The sequence below is a fragment of the Tissierella pigra genome (assembly GCF_018917845.1).
Taxonomy (GTDB): Bacteria; Bacillota; Clostridia; order Tissierellales; family Tissierellaceae; genus Tissierella; species Tissierella pigra.
Genome location: NZ_JAHLPJ010000001.1, coordinates 2,309,528 through 2,331,118, shown reverse-complemented (window position 1 = coordinate 2,331,118; position 21,591 = coordinate 2,309,528). Strand labels below are relative to the sequence as shown.

The 21,591-nt window shown below is 29.7% G+C and carries 15 protein-coding genes, 1 riboswitch and 1 other annotated feature; of the genes, 9 read left to right on the top strand and 6 right to left on the bottom strand.

Annotation, left to right across the window (positions count from 1 at the left end):
* Window positions 1-310 precede the first annotated feature (310 nt).
* On the bottom strand, window positions 311-832 hold the full coding sequence (locus KQI41_RS11380) for a folate family ECF transporter S component (RefSeq protein ID WP_154441200.1): 522 nt from the start codon (window positions 830-832) through the stop codon (window positions 311-313).
* Window positions 833-881: 49 nt separating this feature from the next.
* A riboswitch (THF riboswitch) is annotated at window positions 882-974 on the bottom strand.
* A gap of 131 nt (window positions 975-1,105) precedes the next feature.
* Window positions 1,106-1,362: a binding site (T-box leader), on the top strand.
* Between the two features lie 58 nt (window positions 1,363-1,420).
* On the opposite strand from KQI41_RS11380, the gene metG reads away from it, so the two are divergent.
* The 4 genes from metG to KQI41_RS11360 all read left to right on the top strand — a co-directional run bounded on the left by metG (window position 1,421) and on the right by KQI41_RS11360 (window position 8,425).
* Entirely contained in the window at window positions 1,421-3,040 is a 1,620-nt protein-coding gene (gene metG, locus KQI41_RS11375) for a methionine--tRNA ligase (protein ID WP_154441202.1), read from the top strand.
* Between the two features lie 144 nt (window positions 3,041-3,184).
* Window positions 3,185-3,412: a hypothetical protein gene (locus KQI41_RS11370; protein ID WP_154441204.1), complete on the top strand. Its 228-nt coding sequence runs from the start codon at window positions 3,185-3,187 to the stop codon at window positions 3,410-3,412.
* Window positions 3,413-3,542: 130 nt separating this feature from the next.
* The gene (locus KQI41_RS11365) at window positions 3,543-6,020 is read left to right on the top strand and encodes an ABC transporter substrate-binding protein (protein WP_216585332.1); all 2,478 of its coding nucleotides are present in this window, start codon (window positions 3,543-3,545) and stop codon (window positions 6,018-6,020) included.
* A 77-nt stretch (window positions 6,021-6,097) separates the two neighbouring features.
* Window positions 6,098-8,425, top strand: a complete 2,328-nt coding sequence (locus KQI41_RS11360) for an ATP-dependent DNA helicase (RefSeq protein WP_154441206.1) — start codon at window positions 6,098-6,100, stop codon at window positions 8,423-8,425.
* 42 nt (window positions 8,426-8,467) lie between these two features.
* On the opposite strand, the gene KQI41_RS11355 is transcribed toward KQI41_RS11360, so the two are convergent.
* The 5 genes from KQI41_RS11355 to KQI41_RS11335 all read right to left on the bottom strand — a co-directional run bounded on the left by KQI41_RS11355 (window position 8,468) and on the right by KQI41_RS11335 (window position 15,058).
* A complete protein-coding gene (locus KQI41_RS11355; RefSeq protein ID WP_154441208.1) occupies window positions 8,468-10,864 on the bottom strand; it encodes an ABC transporter permease in 2,397 nt (798 codons plus the stop codon).
* Window positions 10,865-10,875: 11 nt separating this feature from the next.
* On the bottom strand, window positions 10,876-11,544 hold the full coding sequence (locus tag KQI41_RS11350; protein WP_154441210.1) for an ABC transporter ATP-binding protein: 669 nt from the start codon (window positions 11,542-11,544) through the stop codon (window positions 10,876-10,878).
* Between the two features lie 129 nt (window positions 11,545-11,673).
* Window positions 11,674-12,690, bottom strand: a complete 1,017-nt coding sequence (locus KQI41_RS11345; RefSeq protein ID WP_154441212.1) for a sensor histidine kinase — start codon at window positions 12,688-12,690, stop codon at window positions 11,674-11,676.
* Entirely contained in the window at window positions 12,680-13,366 is a 687-nt protein-coding gene (locus KQI41_RS11340) for a response regulator transcription factor (RefSeq protein WP_154441214.1), read from the bottom strand. The genes KQI41_RS11345 and KQI41_RS11340 overlap by 11 nt, the downstream gene beginning before the upstream one ends.
* Before the next feature lie 306 nt (window positions 13,367-13,672).
* Entirely contained in the window at window positions 13,673-15,058 is a 1,386-nt protein-coding gene (locus tag KQI41_RS11335; protein WP_154441216.1) for an IS1182 family transposase, read from the bottom strand.
* Window positions 15,059-15,206: 148 nt separating this feature from the next.
* Here KQI41_RS11335 and yaaA point away from each other — a divergent pair, with 148 nt between their 5' ends.
* From yaaA to KQI41_RS11310, 5 genes are all read left to right on the top strand, one after another.
* Window positions 15,207-15,962 carry a peroxide stress protein YaaA gene (yaaA, locus tag KQI41_RS11330; protein WP_154441218.1) on the top strand — a complete coding sequence of 252 codons (756 nt, stop codon included), beginning with the start codon at window positions 15,207-15,209 and terminating at the stop codon, window positions 15,960-15,962.
* Between the two features lie 143 nt (window positions 15,963-16,105).
* Window positions 16,106-17,872 carry a WG repeat-containing protein gene (locus tag KQI41_RS11325; RefSeq protein WP_154441220.1) on the top strand — a complete coding sequence of 589 codons (1,767 nt, stop codon included), beginning with the start codon at window positions 16,106-16,108 and terminating at the stop codon, window positions 17,870-17,872.
* Between the two features lie 43 nt (window positions 17,873-17,915).
* Complete coding sequence (rlmD, locus tag KQI41_RS11320) at window positions 17,916-19,286, top strand: 23S rRNA (uracil(1939)-C(5))-methyltransferase RlmD (RefSeq protein ID WP_154441222.1); 1,371 nt, start codon at window positions 17,916-17,918, stop codon at window positions 19,284-19,286.
* A gap of 553 nt (window positions 19,287-19,839) precedes the next feature.
* A complete protein-coding gene (locus tag KQI41_RS11315) occupies window positions 19,840-20,097 on the top strand; it encodes a hypothetical protein (RefSeq protein WP_216585331.1) in 258 nt (85 codons plus the stop codon).
* Between the two features lie 43 nt (window positions 20,098-20,140).
* Complete coding sequence (locus KQI41_RS11310; protein WP_216585330.1) at window positions 20,141-21,436, top strand: B12-binding domain-containing radical SAM protein; 1,296 nt, start codon at window positions 20,141-20,143, stop codon at window positions 21,434-21,436.
* The last annotated feature ends 155 nt before the right edge of the window (window positions 21,437-21,591 follow it).

Below are 21,591 nucleotides of genomic sequence, written 5' to 3'. Positions count from 1 at the left end.
AGTCCTATTTATGATGATCTAATTATCTCATAGATAGGACTTTATTTATAGGTGTGCTATATTTGACGGATACGGATAGAAATTAAATAGATTGATCTACTACCATTTATAATTGCTTAGTAGCCATAGTAAATATAGGTAATTTACTTAATCCATTTTTACCTTTTTTATCAGCTAAAGTTAAGTAGCAGTTAATTAAAAAATCTCTCTAAAAAAAGAGCCACCCAAAAGTGATTTGTTTCATCACTGTTGAGGTGGGCTCTTTTAAATATGCTGACATATAATAATCGAAATCTCAAATTTTCAATTATTATATAAAATCAAAATGCTTTGTTACTGTATCATTTATTGCTTTTAAAAGTATGGCATATATAGGGATTGAAACTATTTGCTTTGCAGCTGCTCTGTAAATATAGTACCATACAGTGTTTTTACCAGTAAGTAATGAGATAAATATAGGTACCATAACTACAGAGGTTATAGTTTGTCCAATAAGAATACCAATAAAAATTTTCCATAATTTGTAGTTTGGATATTTATCTCCTAGCAATTTTGTTATAATTACTGGGATAGCACCAGTTAAAGCAGATGTCAAAGTAAACAGCGGATTAAATCCTGCTGTTGCAGATGGTCTAATTAAAAATCCTACTACATCTGCTAATCCCCCAACTATAAAACCCATTAAAGGTCCCATAGCATATCCTGAAAATATTATTGGAAATCCTCCGAAGCTGATACTTCCAATTCTCATGGTGTTAATCGCTACAGATATTGCTATAAAAATAGCTGCGTAAGCGATTTTCTTTGTTGTGAATATACTTTTTTTAACCATTAAAAAAACTCCTTTCTTTTATGACCTGCACATAAGAAAGAAGTCCTATGGCAGTGAACGCAATAACAAACCGCAAGCATGGCTTTTCGTCTTGAGACAACGTTCCATTCTCAAACACTTAACGCTTGTTATCTACTCTGTCATATATTATTTTCGTATTCCATTATAGCATATGTTGGAGTTATTTTCCATACATATAAAAGAAACTAATCTAGAAAATAAATAGATTCTATTTACTTTAGTTATAATATAGAATATAATACACATAATAATTGAAATGCAAAGAAAAGGAAAGTAGCTTTAAGAATACTTTTACAGAGAGTTCCTACTAGGTGAGAAGGAGCAAAGAATATTAAAGTGAAAATGGCCTTGGAGTAGTGCACCGAAATCATAGGATTTAGGCTGCAACGGGTTCACCCGTTATAGTGATAAAGTATAATCACATTATTTGTGACGTACTTGATGAGGTCTATATCGTGAGATATAGGTAAATTAGGATGGTAACACGAAATTAAACTCTCGTTCCTAGGATTGATTCTTAGGTTTGAGAGTTTTTTTATTTATTTTTAAATAATAGGAGGGAAATTTATGAATATTTTTATCGGAGGAGCATGGCCATATGCTAATGGCTCACTGCATATAGGACATATAGCAGCATTGCTGCCAGGAGATGTTATAGCAAGATATTTTAGAGCAAAGGGTGAGGAGGTATTATATGTATCGGGAAGTGATTGTCATGGTACACCTATATCCATAAGGGCTAAAAGAGAAAATATATCCCCTAGAGAAATCACAGATAAATATCATAATGAATTCAAATATTGTTTTGAGAAATTAGGATTTTCTTATGATATATATTCTAGGACTGATGATGAATATCATAAGAAAGAGGTTCAAAACATCATCAAAATATTATATGACAATGATTTAATATATGAAAAAGAAGTAGAACAGCTATTTTGTAAGGAGTGTAATCAGTTTTTAGCTGATAGATTTATTGAAGGTGTATGTCCAGTATGTAAAAACCTTGCAAGGGGAGATCAATGTGATGCTTGTTCTACTATTTTAGAACCTCTGGAACTTAAAGAAAGGAAATGTAAACTTTGTGGCAGTGAACCAGTGGTTAAAAATGTAAAACAATTATTTTTTAGACTATCAAACTTTGAAAAGGAAATAAGAGATGCTCTAAATAAAAATAGAAAAGATTGGAGAATAAATGCAGTAAATAATACGGAAAGATATTTAAATGAAGGATTGCAAGACAGAGCCATATCAAGAGAGTTATCATGGGGTATAGATATACCAATAAAAGGATATGAGGACAAAAAAGTTTATGTATGGGTAGATGCAGTATTAGGATATTTTACTTTAAGCAAAAAATGGGGGCTGGAGAATCCTAAAGACTGGAAAAGGTTTTGGGATGATGAAGCTATATCATATTATATTCACGGAAAAGATAATATACCATTTCATACAATAATTTTACCATCACTATTAAAAGGTGTGGATATTGATAAATTTCCTAATAATATAGTTTCAAGTGAATATGTTACCCTGGAAGGAAAGAAAATATCAACTAGTAATAATTGGGCAGTATGGGTTCCAGATATTATTGAAAAATATAATATTGATTCACTGAGGTATTTTTTCATAATCAATGGTCCAGAAAAAAGGGATACGGATTTCTCTTGGAGAGAATTTGTTAATAAAAATAATGGAGAGTTATTAGGAGTATATGGAAATTTAGTAAATAGAACTTTGGTATTTCTGAAAAAATACTTTAATAGCGAAGTGCCAAAAGGACAGTTAAATTCTAAAATAAAAGAAGATATTGATACTTTGTATAAAGAAATTGGAATTCTTATAGAAGGTGGAAACCTAAAAATATCAGTAGAAAAAATATTTGATTTTACTAGAAGTATAAATAAATATTTTGATGATACAGCTCCTTGGATTACAATCAATACAAATAAAATCAAATGTACTGATACCATTTACAATTGTCTAGTAGCCATAGTAAATATAGCTAATCTACTTCAGCCTTTTTTACCATTTTCATCAGTTAAGGTTAAGGATTGGTTAAATTGTACTTCTAATACTTGGGAATATATAGAGATAGAAATAGGAAATAGAATAAAAGAATTTGGTATTCTATTTGAAAGATTAGATAAAAGTATAATAGATGAGGAATTAAGCAAATTACTTTAGGGAATAAAGATAGTTTTATAAATCTACAGCTTGTTATATCACAAAAGTAGGAATGGAAATTATAAATATACTTGTAAATAATATTTATATATAGTACAATAATGAACATAGGTTCTTTTATTAATTTATATAGTTGGTGATAAAGTGAATGAACAAAGAGATATGTTTTCTATTATAAATATAAACAATAAAAACCCAGATTCAGATATTCCAAAGGATGTAAAACTAAGACCTAAGGAATTATGGTGTCCATATTGTTCTAAACCAGTAATATTTATAAAAGATAAGGAATTAGGTGTGAGAAAATGTCCTTATTGTAAGGTAAGTGATAGAGATTACAATGTAAAAAAGATAAATAAAAAATGGTTATAAAACCCTTTATCTGCATTAAGGTAAAGGGTTTTTTCAAATATTTCAAAACTAATAAGGACAAGCAGGGGGTTTTGGTATATAATTGGTATATAATATATAATGATCCAAATTTTCCACAGGGGGGATACAAGTGTTAAAGTTCATCAAAAAAGGTAAAAAACAAGGGAATATTGAGCCTGTAGAAAAAGAAAATAAAGGGGCAAGATTAGAATTTTCTAAAGATGCAGGAATCTTAAAAAAGAATCAGCAGCATATTGTTGAAAGATTAGCAATGAAAATAGATGAAACAGCCTTTGCTACAGATAACTTAATTAAGATTACATATGATTTAGCAGACCATGTGGAAGTCCAAATGGATTCTATAAATAATGTTGTAAATGAAATGGGAACTTATTCAGCATTGGCAGAAGAGGTTTTTGCTAATACAGAGAATTCAAGACAAATTGCTGCAACTACATTGGATATTGCTAACTCTGGAAATGAGGCAGTGACTAATTCTATTAATGCAATGAATGAAATTCAAAAATCCGTTATTTATGCTAAAGAAGTAGTAAATAATTTAAATAAAAAATCAGAACATATAGATGAAATGTTAAAGGTAATAAATAATATATCATATAATACGAATTTATTGGCTCTTAATGCCTCTATAGAGGCTGCACGAGCAGGAGATGCAGGCCGTGGATTTGCTGTTGTAGCTAACGAAGTAAAAAAACTTGCAGATAACAGTGCCCATTCTGCTGATCAAATAGCAAAAACAATACAAGAGATAAATGGAGAAATCACAAATACTATGAAGGCAATGGATGATAGTATGTTGAGGATTCAAGAAGGAGCAGAGATTGCTAATAATACAATGATTGTTTTTAACGAGATAATCGATGCCATAAATACTACATCAAAGGTAACAGAAGAAATCAACGAGGCAATAGCGAAACAAACTGCCAGTTTAGAAAGTGTAATAGATTGTACTGTAGATATGACTGATACTTCAAAAAGAGTTACATCTCTAGTAGATATTGCATCTTTAAATACTCAATATACTAAGACTTCCTTAAAAATATTAGCCGAAGTATCGAAGGATTTGCATAGTATATCAAATAAGCTGTTGGAAGAAATTGATACAGATGTTCTTGCTGAAAATGTGTTAAATATTAGTATCAATTCTAAACCAATAGAATTTGACCCTCAACTAGCTCATGACCAAGAAAGTGCTCAAGTTCTATTTAATATTTATGGTGCACTTCTATATATAGGTTCAACAGGAGAAATCTCTCCAGGAGTGGCTAAGTCTTGGTATGTGGAAGATGATGGAGTTACTTGGACATTCTCTTTAAGGAAAGGTACAAAGTTTCATAATGGAAGAGAAATAACTGCCAATGATGTGAAGTATTCCTATGAAAGAATGTTAAATCCAAGGTTTAATTCTCCTAATACTTGGTTTTTAGAACATATAGAAGGTGCAAAAGAATATACAACTGGTAAGGCCAGTGAAGTAATAGGTGTTAAAGTAATAGATAGATATAGACTATCAATTAAGTTAATTAATCCATATAGTGGATTTTTATTAAACTTAGGTCAGTTTAGTACTTGTATATTGGCAAAAGAAGATGTGGAGCAAGGTAAGATAACAGGCTGTGGACCGTATATTCTAGAGGAAGTAACAGATGAATATTGTAGTCTCCTAGCATTTAAAGATTACTATGGTGGTATACCTTATCAAGAAAAGATAGTCATAAACTACAGAAATGATAATGATTTAGAAGGATTTGTTGATGGAAAATATGATATTATTACAGCCAATAGCAAGGATGAATTTAATAAAGTTAAAAATATGGAAAATGCAAATATTTATTTGGCAGATGTTTTAGGAACTTACTATTTAGGATTTAATATGGAAAGTACTTCAACTTTCGCAAAGAGTAAAGAAGCTAGACAAGCATTAAATATGGCAATAAATAAAAAGAAAATAGTAGATGATATATTAGGAGAGTTAGGACAAGAGGCAAAGGGGATTATTCCATCAAGAATAGTTGATAATAGTTGTTTAACTAATATCTCTTATAATTCTTCTAAAGCAAAGGATATATTAAAAAAAGAAGGTCTATATAGTTTAGGTAGAGCTTTAAAAATAATTATAAGAGATGAACCCGAAGATGCCATATTTTATAGAATGAGTCAATATATTTTGAAGGACTTAGAGGAATTGGGAATTAATTATGAAGTGAAGAAAATAGATGTTAAGAACTATTATACAAGAGAAGTCATTTCAAATTGTGATATATTTGTTGGTAGATGGATAGCAGATACAGGAGATCCAGACAATTATTTACAGCCTTCATTTAACTATAATAATCTGACAAACTTCACAAGATATAATAACTCTAAAGTTATGGAGTTAATGGATAAAGCAAAGGAAATAATAAATCCTAATAAGAAAATGGAAGTATATAAAGAGATTCAGAAAACTATTATAGAAGACTCACCATGGGTACCTATTTTTCATCCTAAAATAGCTCTAGTTTCAAAAAAAGACATAGTTGGAGCTAGAATGAGCCCTTTAGGTATAATAAATTATGAAGATATTTTAATGGAATCAAATAATTAATATAAAGGCACCCTATTATGGGTGTCTTTTGGTATAATAAATATTATATGATTTTAAAAAGATAAGAGGAAAATAGTATGAGCAATTTAATTAAAATATCTGTTAGAAATTTAGTGGAGTTTGTATTAAGAACTGGAGACATAGACACTAGCTTTATGTCCATGTCTAGAGCAGTAGAAGGAACTAAGGCTCATCAAAAGGTACAGAATTCCTATGGTTATGAATACCAAAAGGAAGTAACATTAAAACACAATGTCTATTACGATGATTTTACTATTCAATTAGAAGGTAGGGCCGATGGCATTTTAACCTTAGGAGACGAAATAATAGTAGATGAAATAAAAAGTACAACTAAGGATTTGGAGGATATAAAAGAAGATTATAATGAACTTCATTGGGCTCAAGCAAAATGCTATGGATATATATACTGTCTGCAAAACAATCTAGATAATATTTACATCCAACTTACATATTTTCATATAGAATCAGAGGAAAGGAAAATATTTAAAAGAGAATATACTAAAGAAGATTTAGAAAAGTTTTTTCTATATTTAACAGATAAATATATAGAGTGGGCTAGTATTACATTTTATTGGGGAGGAATTAGAGATAAATCCATAGAAGAAATATCATTTCCCTTTAAAAACTATAGAAAAGGTCAAAGAGAACTAGCTGTTGCCACATATAAAACCATAAAAGAAGGGAAAAAACTATTTGCCCAAGCACCTACAGGCATAGGAAAAACCATGTCAACATTATTTCCTTCCATTAAAGCCATTGGAGAAGGTACTGGAACTAAAATTTTTTATCTTACAGCCAAGACCATAACTAGAGAAGTACCAATTGCCTCTACAGAAATTCTCATAAGAAAAGGTCTTAGGGTAAAAGTGATTGTAATTACAGCTAAGGAAAAAATTTGTGCAAATGAAGAAGTAAAATGTAACCCTAGAGACTGTAGTTTTGCAAAGGGACATTATGATAGGGTAAATGAAGCCATAATGGATATATTTGAAAATGAGGATTTAATCACTAGGGATACTATAGTTTCCTATGGATTGAAGCATAATGTTTGTCCCTTTGAATTTTCTTTAGATATTAGTCTTTGGGCAGATATAATTATATGTGATTATAATTATGTTTTTAATCCACAAGTATATTTAAAAAGATTTTTTGAAAATCCTAATGAAGACTATATATTTTTAATAGATGAGTCTCACAATCTAGTTGATAGGTCAAGAGAAATGTTTTCAACTGAAATAAATAAATCTAGTATACTGGGAATAAGAGATATTTTTAAGGAAAATTATCCACCTATATATAAAGCTCTAGGTAAAATAAATAGTATATTAAACAAAGTAAAAGATGATTTAGATATAGATAAAGAATACTACCAAAGAGAGGAAATATCTGACTTATACTATCCTATAAAAAGAGTAATTACAGTTCTTGAACCTTGGCTTATGGAAGAGAAAAAACATAGTGAATATGAAAAGGTATTGGAGCTTTATTTTAACTTAACTACTTTTGTGAAAATCAGTGAATTATATGATAGTCATTATGTAACTTATATAAAAGAATATAATAAAGATATTATATTTAAATTATATTGTGTTGATTCCTCTTATTTATTAAGAGAAGCTTTAGAGAGGGGAAGAAGCAGTATATTCTTTTCAGCGACTTTAACTCCATTAGACTATCATATGGAATTATTAGGCGGAAAGAAAGACGATTATCATATAAAACTTAGTTCACCTTTTTCAAGGGAAAATCTATGTTTAATGGTGGCAAATAGTATTTCCACAAGATATAAAGATAGGGAAAGGACCTATATAGATATTGTAAGGCATATAGAAACATTCATTTATGCTAAAAAAGGAAATTATTTTGTATTCTTTCCTTCATATGTTTATATGACTAATGTATATGAGATTTTGATGGAGAGAAATGAAAATTTAAATATAATTATTCAAGATGGTAATATGTCAGAAATAGAAAGAGAGGAATTCTTATTAAGATTTGAAGAAGGAAATGAGCTTATTGCCTTTGCAGTAATGGGTGGAATTTTCTCAGAAGGAATAGATTTAACAGGAGAAAAGCTTATTGGAGCTATAATAGTAGGTGTGGGTCTACCACAAATTTGTTTTGAAAGGAATATAATCAAGGATTATTTCACTTATAATTTAGATGAAGGATTTGAATATGCCTATGTATACCCTGGTATGAACAAAGTCTTACAATCAGCAGGAAGGGTAATCAGATCTCCAGAGGATAGAGGGGCTGTTTTACTTATAGATGATAGATATGGAACTAGAGAATATAGGGCATTGTTTCCCAATGAATGGTTAGGAGCTAAAAATATAAGAACTGATATGGAGATGAAAAGGATTCTAGAGAGATTTTGGTAATTGAAAATCTCCTAGAATTCTTTTATATATAATTAATATTTGCTAATCAACATGTCGAAGTCTAGAAACAAGACTTTCTTTTTGAAATGATTTTACTAAAATATTGGAAACAATTAAAGGTACCATAACAATAATCATAATGTAAACTATAAAGTAATACATGGGAAAATGATAATGAACATAGGTAGCACCAACATGCTGTAATACCTTTATCAATCCGTAGCCTAGGGAACTGCCAAATATCAAAGTAATTATTGAATTCCCAAAAGATAAACCTAACCCTTCAAATTGAATCATTTTTATTAACTGTTTATTTGTTAATCCAATAGATTGAAGCATAGCAAACTCCTTTTTTCTTGAAATTATATTGGTGATTATGGTATTTACTAAATTGATTAAACTAAATAAAATGATAAATCCACTTAATCCTATGATTGATTTATATAATAAATTAAAGGCTTCCTTATCTTCTATTAGATTTTGTTTTAATGTATGAATTTCTAGTAAAGGATTTCTATCTATTAAATTATAAATTTTGCTTTCCGCTATATCTCCTTCATTTTCAAAATCATTAATAGATACTACTAAAGTATCAATTGTATTGAGACCTGGGAATAATACTTCTAGTTTTTCCACTGGCAACAAAAACCAACCAGAGTGATATGTGATATTACTAGGTTTCTCTATAGAACCCACAATCTTAAATGATTTTTCAACTTCTTTTTTACCATCAGAATATCTAAAATCAACTTTATCTCCAATTTCAAATTTCCAACCATAGATCTCTTGTGCAACTTTATTAAATACAATAAGGATTTCATCATTTTTTATCATTTCATTGTAGTCAAATATTCCTTCCGATAATGTTTTGTTGATTGTGTCTGTATCATCTTTAGAAAATGCTGAGAAGTAATCTCCTACATTAATTACATCTTTATAGTCAAATTTTACGGAGGTTCGATGAAATTCTATGACTTTATTGACCTCTGGTAGTTCATTTATTTTTTGTATCAACTCTTTATTTATCGGATTATCTAATTGAATTCCTGTTACTCCCTTATCTATGGTTTGTACTGTATTATAATCAAAGGAAATAATATATTCTCCAAATTCATATAATCCTTGTCTTGAATATTTTTCTAGGGAAGTTGATACTATTAGTGTTGAACTCATAATAAATAATATTCCACCTACTCCAAGAGAAACCAACGTCAGAAAAGATTTATTCTTATTTCTTTTTAGACTTATTTGCGCCATAGAATATGGAGATAGCTTTCTGTGTAAATTATTTGTTTCTTTTACTTCATTATGTTTATTCCCAGAAAATCTGGAGGCTTCCACAGGAGAGATAGAAGAAGCTATTTTCGCTGGTTTTCTAATAGATATAATAATAGTGATATATTCAGCAATTGTCACAATTAAACTAAGAATAATCGTATATCTCCAACTCCAACCATCTGGATTAATCAAATATGAAATAATCCAAGATATTAACAATCCTATTGGAGTACCTTTAGAAAACAAAATTTTCCCTTCTCTTCTTACGATTGCTCTAATCTGTTTTTTAGAAGTTCCTATGGTTCTAAGCTGACCAAATCTTTGAATATTTTCTAAAACTGAAATATAAAATACATTATAGACCACCAATATACTAACGAATAGAATTCCTATAGATAGTCCTATAATAAATAAAATATTTTGTTTTGAAAGGGATAATGAATTGGCGAAAGCATTATGTGGATTGATGTTTTTTCTTTCAATCCCTGCATATCGTCCAATTCTTCTTACTGTGTCTAAAAACTCATTTTTTGACATTCTATCTGCATTTTTTATTTTACAAAGAACTGTGTAAGGGAAATCTTTCAACTGTTCTCCACTTTCAGAATACTCCTTAGAAAATAATACTTGAAAGACATTGGAGTTCTCATTTCCTTCCACAAATCCACTGATGTTAAATTCTTCTTCTCGTCCATCTAAAAATTTTATTCGTATAGTATCTCCAATATTTTTTGCATTGTGAAATAAATTTAACATAGGTTTATACACTGCGATTTCATTTAGTTTTTTAGGATAATTTCCATGTATTATTGCTGGTGTTTTTATACTCTTTGTATCTTTTTCAAAATAAATTGGATGAATCATTTTATCTTGTATTTTAAAGCTCTTACCAAATTTTGCTGGAGTCAAAAAATCTATTTCATCAAAGGCTTTTAATTTTTCAATCTGTTCCTCATTAACATATTCATACATAACATGCTGTACCATATTTAGTTGTTTTCTGATATTTTGTTCTCTTGCCGATTGAGTAAGAGACATAACTCCTAATAATGAAACAGATAGAATAATAGTTATCAGAATAAAAACATTTCTTGTTCCATTAAATTTGATATTTCTATTAGCCAATTTTCCTATGACTGCCCGATTATTATTTGCTATCATTATTTTACCTCCTATCTATTAAAGATTTTTCCGTCTTCAATTCTAATAATACGATCAGCTAATTGAGCAATTTCATTATTATGGGTAATTATTACAATAGTTTGGTTGAATAGTTCACCTGTCTTTTTTAATAGTCCTAAAACTTCGGAACTTGTTTTACTATCCAAATTGCCAGTAGGCTCATCTGCCAAAATAATAGAGGGTTTTGTTGCTAAGGCTCTTGCTATTGCTCCTCTCTGTTGTTCTCCACCTGATAAATAATTAGGAAGTCTTCGCTTTTTTTCTCCTAAATGTAATAGCTCAATGATTTCCTCTATATAATCTTTATCAATTGTTTCCCCATCTAATTCCAATGGAAGAACAATATTCTCATAGAGATTTAACATAGGTACTAGATTATAATTTTGAAAAACAAATCCCACATTTCTTCTTCTAAAAATAGTTAATTCTTCATCTGAAAGAGTAGAAATATCATTTTGAGCCACAATAACTTTCCCCGATGTAGGAGTATCTAAGCCTCCCAACATATTTAGCAAAGTAGATTTTCCTGACCCTGATGTTCCGATAATAGATAGAAATTCTCCCTTTTCTACTTTCAGACTTACTCCATCCAGGGCTTTTACAAGACTGGATTCTTCCCCATAGTATTTTTTTAAGTCTATAGCTTCTAATATACTCATATTTATGCCTCCTTTTCTTAAGCTGATTTTATCAAAGAAATCTAACAGAAATCTAACAGGAAATATTTTTATCTAAAAAAACAATATCAATGCTAACATTTTTGTTAGAATTGATATTGAATATAATTTCTATAGTTCATTTGGTAAGAAAATAGAAAAAGTAGAGCCCTCTCCAACAGAGGAAGCTACTTTTATATAACCACCTTGCCTCTCAATAATTTCCCGTGATAAATATAGTCCAATTCCAACCCCTTCTTCAATATAATTATTATCTCCTCTAAAAAACCTTTGAAATATTTTTCCGAACAACTCTTCTGAGATACCTATACCTTGGTCTATAATATCAATTTTGGTATATATCTCCCATGATTGAACCTTAATTTCTATTTTAGTGTTTTCAGGAGAATATTTGACTGCATTTTCCAATATGTTAAATAGAGATTCTGTTGTCCATTTTTTATCATGTGCTAGTTGATAATTCTCTAGACAATCTACAAAGATTTCTATATTCTTTTTTGAAGCCTTTACTGTAATACTGGAAATGGCCTCTGCAATAGTATCAAATAAAAAGTAGGAGGTTTTATTTAATTGAACTAATCCTATTTCTAGCCTTGAGGATTTAATCATAGATTCTAATAAGAAATCTATTTTTTCAATTTGTCCTGTCATAGATTTTAATATTTGCTCCTTTTCCTCTTTTGATATTCTTTCATTTTCCAAAGTTACTTGCAGCATTTTTAGATTGGTCATGGGAGTTTTTACCTGATGAGACACATCAGAAATTAAGCCTTGTAAGTTTTTCCTTTCTTTTAATCCTCGCAGGGATTCCTCCTGCCAGATTTCTGATAATTGTATTATCTTTTTATTGATTTTTGAATTGAAAGTCTCTCTTAAGGTTTGCAGTTTATTTAGCTTTTCATAATCTCTGCTGATTAGATTAGTCAATGAATCGTTTATATTATTGAGGGAAGCCAGATATTTCTCAATAGCTTTTGCTTTGCTATAATTAAGGATTACTATAACTGCTAAATAAGAGACTAAAGAAAATAATATAAATGCCATATTAGGGAAATAGTAAGTTAAAAAAATATGATATATAACTCCTATGATAATACTAATTATGGTTGGAAGGCTTCTACTCTTCATAGGAATCCCCAATCCATTGGTAGCCAATGCCATATATTGTTTTAATGTATTTTTTATCTTTAGTTTCAATCTTTGTTCGAATTCGACTTATCATCATAGTTAAGGCATTTTCATCAACATATTTTTCATTACTATCCCAAAGTTTTTCTAATATAAGGCTTCTTTTAAGAACCATTTTATAATTGACAACAAACAAATATAGAAGATTAAATTCTGCTGCGGTCAACTCAATATTTTTCTCCCTAAGTTTAGCAGTTCGCTTTGTGAAGCTTAACAATAAATTTCCATCATCATAAATACACTCTGTATTCTTTTTACAATTGATATTTAATAAAACTCTTATTTTCTTTAGAAAAACACTAACATGAAAGGGTTTTGTAATATAATCCTTTGCTCCTAGCTCATATCCCTTTAGCATATCACTTTCCATATCATTGGCCGTTAGAAATATAACAGGTGTAGTTGTCTTACTTATACACATTCTGCTTAGTTCAAAACCGCTACCATCAGGAAGGTTTACATCTAATATAATTAAGTGGAAATCAGCTTTTGAAATATGGTTTTCTGCAGATTTTATATCATAAGAAGAAGTAACCTCATATCCCTCTACTGTTAAATGGTAGGCTAAAGTTTGATTTAGCAGCTTATCATCTTCTACTAATAATATTCTTTTCATTATTATTTTCACTCCTATTTAATGTAGAGCTATTTTAAGTATATTATATATTATACATTAAATAACTGAAATAAAAACTAGGGTTATACAGTAATGATTTTTGAAATTGAGGGAGAGGTTTAGTTGTAGATTTTATTATTGAAATAGAGGTATAATAAATATAGATGCAAAGCATCTGAGACTATCGAAAAAAGCCTTAATTTCTTAAGAAAAGTAAGAAATTAGGCTTTTTTCTCCTTATATAATTAAATTTATTAAATTTTAATTGAAGTTACCCTATATTTAATGGCTTTTCTGGTATTATCACTATTCCTTTTCCTGCTTGTCCAGCAGTCTTGCAATCTTTTTGACATTATAAGCAGCCCCTGTCACTAGGACTTGAGCTTTTACTGCATGTGAGCCACGATAATGTGCATATCTCATACCCATCAATTCTTTTAAATCTGCAAATGCCCTTTCAACGGTTTCTTTCCTTCGTTGATAAAGACTTTTGCCCTTTTCTGTCTTCATGAAAGAGCGAACTTCATCGGCATAATGTTCTTTGATATGTCGTCTAATTATCCTTGTTTGCTCTGAGGAAATTTCTCCTGTGGTATTACTTTCGTATAAACATTTATCGCGTTTAGGACATTTATTACAAATGTTTTTATCACTTTCATACTCCACATAACCTTGTCGTGTTGTAGTTTTATATTTTAATTCTTCTCCTTCAAAGCAACGATATATATCTTCTTCTGGGTAGTATTCAAACCAATACTTTGATTTTTTACCTTTTTTTCCTGCATATTTTCTTGGTCCAATTACTGGTGTTATTCCTTTAGTACTTAGTTCTTCTATTATATCTAGATTAAAATATCCTGCATCTGCACCTGCATACTTTGGAGCTAAATTTAGTTTTTTAAACATGTCCTCTAGGTTATCTATATATACTGTGCTATCATGAACATTGCCTGGTGTTACGTGTGCACTTAGTAGTATATTATTTGAGCTATCAACTGTGCCATGAACCAAATGATAAAATCCTATTGGTTTTCTGTCTCGATGCATATATCCACTATCAGGATCGGTCTTACTTACTTTTCTTGAATGAACTTCTATTTTAGAATCTGCTGGCTTTAAGGCTTTCTGATCTTTACTAATTCGCTTATCGTTTATTAACATTAGTAACGACTCATCTTCTTCTATTACACGTTCTTCTGTTACATTTTCAAACTTTGAGTTACTAGCATTAGCCTTTACATGTGTCGAATCGGTATATACAATTTTTCCCTCTACAAATCCGTGGTCTATAGCCATTAGTACTATTTCGTTAAATATATCTTCGTATATTGTTGAATCTTTGAATCTTACTGCTCTATTATGGCTTATGGTTGAATGGTCTGGTATGGATTCAGTTAATCCATATCCTAAGAACCAACGGTAAGCCATATTATGATGTATTGCATCTACTAGCTTTTCTTCGGAACGGATGCCATCAAGTGCTTGAATAAGTGACATTTTAAACAATACTACAGGGTCAATTGATGGTCTACCTCTATCTTCTGCATAATATGGCTCAACTAAGTCATAGATAAAGTCAAAGTTAATGTGTTTATCTATTTTTCTTAAGTCATGATCTGGTTTTACTAACTGTTCTAACATTACTAATTCCAATTCAAATTGTTGATTCTTTCTTTTGCCTCTTGTCATCATAATATATCACCTCATATACTATATACGACATAAAAAAAGAAAATCCTTTTTGAATTTAGGATTTTCTTAAAAATATTTTACTTTTTCGATGAACTCAGATGCAAAGCATCTAATAAAAAAGTAAAAATAGCATGGAAAGGAAGAAACTATGAGAATTATTATTTCACCTGCAAAAAAGATGAAAGTAGATTCCGATGACTTAGGTCATCGCCATATACCAGAATTTATAAAGGATGCAGAAATCCTGCTTACATATTTACGAGAATTAGACTATAAAGAAGTGAAATCCATATGGAAATGCAGTGATAAAATTGCAGAGCTTAATTACAATCGTATTAGAAACATGGATTTATATAGAAATCTCACACCTGCAATTCTATCATATGAAGGAATTCAGTACCAGTATATGGCTCCTGGAGTATTTGAAGAAGAGGAGTTAGAATATATTGATGAGCATTTACGAATTTTATCAGGATTTTATGGAATATTACGTCCCTTTGATGGTGTTGTACCATATAGACTAGAAATGCAGGCTAAGCCTATAGACTGGCATTTTAATTCACTATATGAATTTTGGGGTCATAAGCTGGCTAAAAATCTTTTTTCAGAAAGTCAATATATTGTAAATTTAGCATCAAAGGAGTACAGTAAATGTATTTCCAACTACTTAGATGAAAATGTAAAATTTATTACCTGCGTATTTGGAGAATTAATTAATGGAAAGGTAGTTGAAAAGGGAACTTTTGCAAAAATGGCAAGGGGGGAGATGGTACGATTCATGACAGAAAAACGAATTAAGGATATGAAGGACATAAAAAGATTTGATAGACTAGGCTATATTTTTAACCATAAACTATCTAATGAGAATACATATGTTTTTATTAAAAATAACAGTGAAAGATAAACCATAATATATAGTATAAAATATATATTGAATTAGGAATTTTGGATTTTATTAGATTTAGAAGTAATAACATCAGCCCATGGCTCTTGTAAATATTCCATGATTTCTGTATAATTGTTTTATTAACATAAGAGAGGTGTGCCATGAAAAAAGTAGGAATAATAGCTTTAAGTTTATTGATTTTATTTAATTTAGTTGGTTGTGTAAACAAAGGGAATGAGGAAGTAGTAAAGCTCTATCCCGCATTTAAAACAGAGAAAAATACTAAAACTTGGGGATATATCAATAAATCTGGTAAATTTATTATAGAACCTCAATATCAAAGAGTATTAGATTTCTCTAAAAATGGAGTTGCAGAAGTTTATAAAAATGGTGGAGTAGGACTGATTAACTCTAAAGGTGAAGAAATAATAGCGCCTCAATATCAGCAAATAATAGATTTAGATGGAGGATATTTTCTAGGATATGATGGAGAATTAATTTATATTTTTGATTCCAAAGGTAAGGAATATTTTTCAGGAGAATATATTTATGTAGGCAGTTATAGTGATGACTTATTTGGAGTAGGTAAAATCACAGATGGTGGCGAAGTGTTGATGGGATATGTAAATAAGTCTGGAATGGAAATAATAGAACCTGCTTATAGTAGAGTTTATGATTTCCACAATGGAAAAGCTTTAGTATTAGAGGGAAAAGATAAATATAAGATTATAGATAAAAAGGGAAATATAATTAAAGAATTAGAATATCCTTTAGTAGTTCCATCTGTAGATGACAATATTTATCTTGTAAAAGATGAAAATGGTTTATTTGGTTATATAGATAATGAAGACAATACTTTAATAGAACCAAAGTTTAATAAAGGAAATATATTTGAAAATGGAAATGCAGTAGTAGCAGTAGGAGAAGATGATAATTACTTGTATGGGTTAATAGATAGAGAAGGTAAATATTTATTAGAACCTGAATACAGGAATATAGTGGGTTTTGGAAATGGATATTATGGTGTTGAAAAGGAAATGGATGGTAAAGAGATTAAATATGCAATTTCAAATAATAAGGGTGAATTACTTACAGACTTCACATATTCTAATTTAAATAATATTAATATAAAAAATAATTTCATTTCAGTATTTGATGGCAAAGAAACATATATATTAAATTTTAATGGTGATAAAGTAGAATTACCAGTATTAAAGGGAAAAGGTGAATTAAGTTTTGATGGTAATGTTCTTAGAAAAGTGTCCCTTAATAAATTAAGCTACTATAATTCAAAGGGAGAAATCATTTGGGAAGAAAACAGTGATTATGTCCTTAGTGAAGATGTAAATTTAAAAGAAAAGACATATGTGGAAGAAGGCATAAATATACGTTATCCATATGTTGAAGGGATGAAAAATAAAGAAGTAGAAGAAAAAATAAACAAAGAACTATATAATAGATTTATGAACAATGAAGGACATGCGTTTTATGAAGTAACTTATGATGTAAATAGAATAAATGATTTATTGACTATCAGTAAATATTATCAGTATTCCGATAATGGTGAAACTGAAGTTGTTGGAAATGGAGAAGTATATAATATTAGTTTACAAAATGGAAAGTTCTTTAATTTAGGAGATTTATTTAAAGATGATTCTGATTATAAGAAGATTGTATCTGAAAATATAGCAGGTAAATTGGTAAATAGCATTATGGATGGGAGTACTATTTATGGTATTGAAAACTTTACTGGAGTAGATGAAGAACAAAGTTTTATCCCAACTATGGATCAATTGAATATTGTGTTTAAATCTGCTAATCCATTGACTGATATTGAAACCATTAGTATACCTCAAAAAGATATAGAGGATGTATTGGACATGGGTAAAGAGTTTTGGTGGGCTTTAATGGTAAGTAAAGGATTTTAGAAAACAGGGGATTTTCTCCTGTTTTATTTTTGGAGGTTGAAAAATGGTAAAGAAAAAAGAATTAATTGAATTTGAAATAAAAGAAGTAGGCTTTCCTAATAAGGGAAGAGGAGAATTTGAAGGTCATAATATTAAGTTTAAAGGTGGAATAGAGGGGCAGAAAGTAGAGGCTAGAGTAAGTAGAAAAAGAAAAGGCTATATAGAGGCAAAAATAGTTAATATAGTGGAAAAGTCTCCCATAGAAACAGAAGAAGGATGTCCACATTTTGGAATTTGTGGAGGATGCACTTATCAATCCTTATCATATGAAAATGAATTAGAGCTAAAGGAAAAGCAAATAAAAGCCTTATTTGAACAGGAAGAACTAGATATAAACTTTCTAGGCATAGAAAAAAGTCCAGAAGTTAATGGATATAGAAATAAAATGGAGTATACCTTTGGAGATGAAGAAAAGGATGGACCATTGGCGTTGGGTCTTCATCGTAAAGGTAGATTTTATGAAGTGGTAAATGTTGAAAATTGCAATATAGTAGATAAAGATTTTACTAATATACTTACTACTGTTCTTAATTATTTTGGAGAATTAAATACAAGCTACTATAACAAAAGATTACATTCAGGATTTCTAAGACATTTGGTAGTTAGAAAAGCTTTATCAACTGGTGAAATACTTGTAAATCTAGTAACATCTAGTCAAGAGGAGCTAAATAAAGAAGACTTTATAAATAAATTAAATGAGATTTCCACCATAGGAAAAATAACTGGAATAATTCATACTATAAATGATGGATTGTCAGATGTAGTGAAGGCAGATAAACTGGAAGTATTATATGGTAGAGATTATATTATAGAAGAAATCTTAGGATTGAGATTTCAAATATCTCCATTTTCCTTCTTTCAAACCAATACATTTGGTGCTGAGAGGCTGTATTCTATGGTAAGAGAATTTGCAGGAGATATAGATGATAAGGTGGTTTTTGACCTGTATTCAGGTACAGGAACTATTGCTCAAATAATGGCACCTGTTGCTAAAAAAGTAATAGGTATTGAAATAGTAGAAGAAGCAGTAGAAAAGGCTCGTGAAAATGCTAAACTAAATAATTTAGATAATGTAGAGTTTATAGCTGGTGATGTATTAAAGGCTGTAGATGAACTAAAGGAAAAACCAGATCTAATAGTCATAGATCCACCAAGAGACGGAATTCATCCGAAGGCTATAAATAAAATCATAGATTTTAACCCAGAGGTATTTGTATATGTAAGCTGCAATCCGGTTACTTTAGTAAGGGATTTAAAGGTGTTTATTGAGAGGGGATACAAGGTAGAGAAAGCAAAATGTATGGACCAGTTTCCAAGGACTCCTCACGTTGAGAGTATAATTCTGATGACGCATTGTGGTTCGGAGGGGAAATAACAGAGGTTGACCACAACATATAGTGGTTCGAGGACGAAAATTGGGTCAAAAATCGGTTAAAAAACACCGATTTTCGACCCTTTAAAATAGGGTGTTTTATAGATGACATAGGGTAATATGAGTGATGAAGATAGAAAATGGGAATTTTAGGTTGATAAATGGATGGATGATTTATATACTATAGATGAACATAAGTAGATTATTGTAACGTAAACGAAAATCTATATCTTAAACTATTTTATGAATGGTACTTTCTCACTAACTTAATTTAATGAGAGGAGATGGATATTTGAGAAAAAGATTATTAAAGCGATTTTCATATTTATATACTGGCGAATTGATGTCAGTAGTAATGTTTATTGTCGTATTTTTTTTCCTTAATAAAGTCTATCCCCAATTACGATTGTATTCGCTAAGCTTTTTTTGGCTTTCTTTTTTTCTTTTGGAATTTCTACTAGTGCAGGGAAGTATATATTGGTATACAAAATGGAAGAGATTAAAAGTAGAGAATACAATAAAAACTTCTATAGAAACTATTAAGAGGTATAAAAGCTTGAAAAAATTAAATATTATACTGATAATTATTTCAATTTTTGCTTTTGCTTTTGATTTTTTCATATGGTATCCATCATTACCTTTAGTTAGTCTAGGGATTGCTGGATTTATTTATATATTTGCAGTACTTGAATATATTAACTATTTCCATCTTCAACTTTCTTATGATAATCTTTCTGATGTCAAGTATTTATTAAGAACAAAAAGATTAAAAAAATCATGTCTAAGCAGAGATTTTGGTCGTGATGGAAAATAGTATAATATTGCAAAGACTCCTTAGGAGAGGGAGGAATGAGAAGTTGATAAAACAAGATAGAGTCAAAAAAAGAAAAAAGATTTTAATGATTACAGCAGAAAACAAGGAAATTAATTCTTTTAGAAAAAAACAATTCAACAACTTTATTCAAATTACAATGCCATACTTAGCAGGTTTTATTGATGAATCAAAATATGATATTGTTTTAATTGATGAATACAATCAAAGGATTCCCTATGACAATCACTTTGATTTAGTTGCAATAACTGTTAATACTCCCAATGCAGTTCACTGCTATAAAATTGCTGAAAACTTTAAACAACAAGGCTCAAAAGTGGTAATGGGAGGACCTCATGTAACCCTATTGCCTGAGGAGGCAATGAGTTATTGTGATTATATTATAGTTGGAGAAGCAGAGGAGACGTGGCCTAAGTTCCTTGAAGATTTCTATAATGACTGTGCTAAGGAGAAATACATGTGTGATGATATACCATCATTACGTGGCTTACCTATTCCGAAAAGAAATCTTGTTAAAAAAAGATTTTTAACAAAAGGAGCAGTTATTGCTACAAGAGGTTGTCCGTATAAGTGTAGTTATTGTAATCTAAAGCAGATATATTGTGACTCATTTAGGACTCGCCCCATAGAAGAAGTTATAGAAGATATTAAAAATATCAGAAGTAAATATTTTGTCTTTTGGGATGATAATTTTTTTGGAGATATAGAATATGCAAAGAAATTAATGATTGAACTTAGAAAGTTAAAAAAGAAATGGGCAGCACAGGTTACATTGGAACGCTGTCAAGACGAGGAACTCTTAAAAATTGCTAAAGAGGCAGGATGCATATATTTTTTTGTTGGATTAGAGTCTTTTTCACAAGAAGGTCTTAATAGTGTAAACAAGGGAATTAATAATGTAGATAAATATAAGAAAATTATAAATCTAATACATCATAATGGAATATCAATACAAGCAGGTATAATATTTGGTCTTGATACAGATACAAAAGATATATTTAAAGAAACCCTAATTGCATGTAATGAATTAGGGATAGATGGAGCTACAGTTAGTATATTAACTCCATTGCCTAGAACTCCCATATATGAGCAGATGAAAAATGAGGGGAGATTGAATACCACAGACTGGACATATTATAATGGAAAGACAAGGGTAGCATTTAAGCCTAAGAATATGACAGAGGATGAACTTTATGAAGGATATATTTGGTTTAGAAAGCAATTCTATTCTATAAAATCTATTTGGAGACGGTTGAGGGTATCTAAAGCAAATATATTATATAACCTTGCAATGAATCTAGGATATAAACTATCTATATAAAGTTTAATGAAATAGAACAATGAGAAAAGTGGGGATTTAAGTCAACGTATTGGAATCTGCCGTTAAGACACATTATATATATAGTTCATCTAACAAGTAAGAAAAAATATAATTAATTAAACCATAAATGCATTGAAATTCATATAAAATTTAAT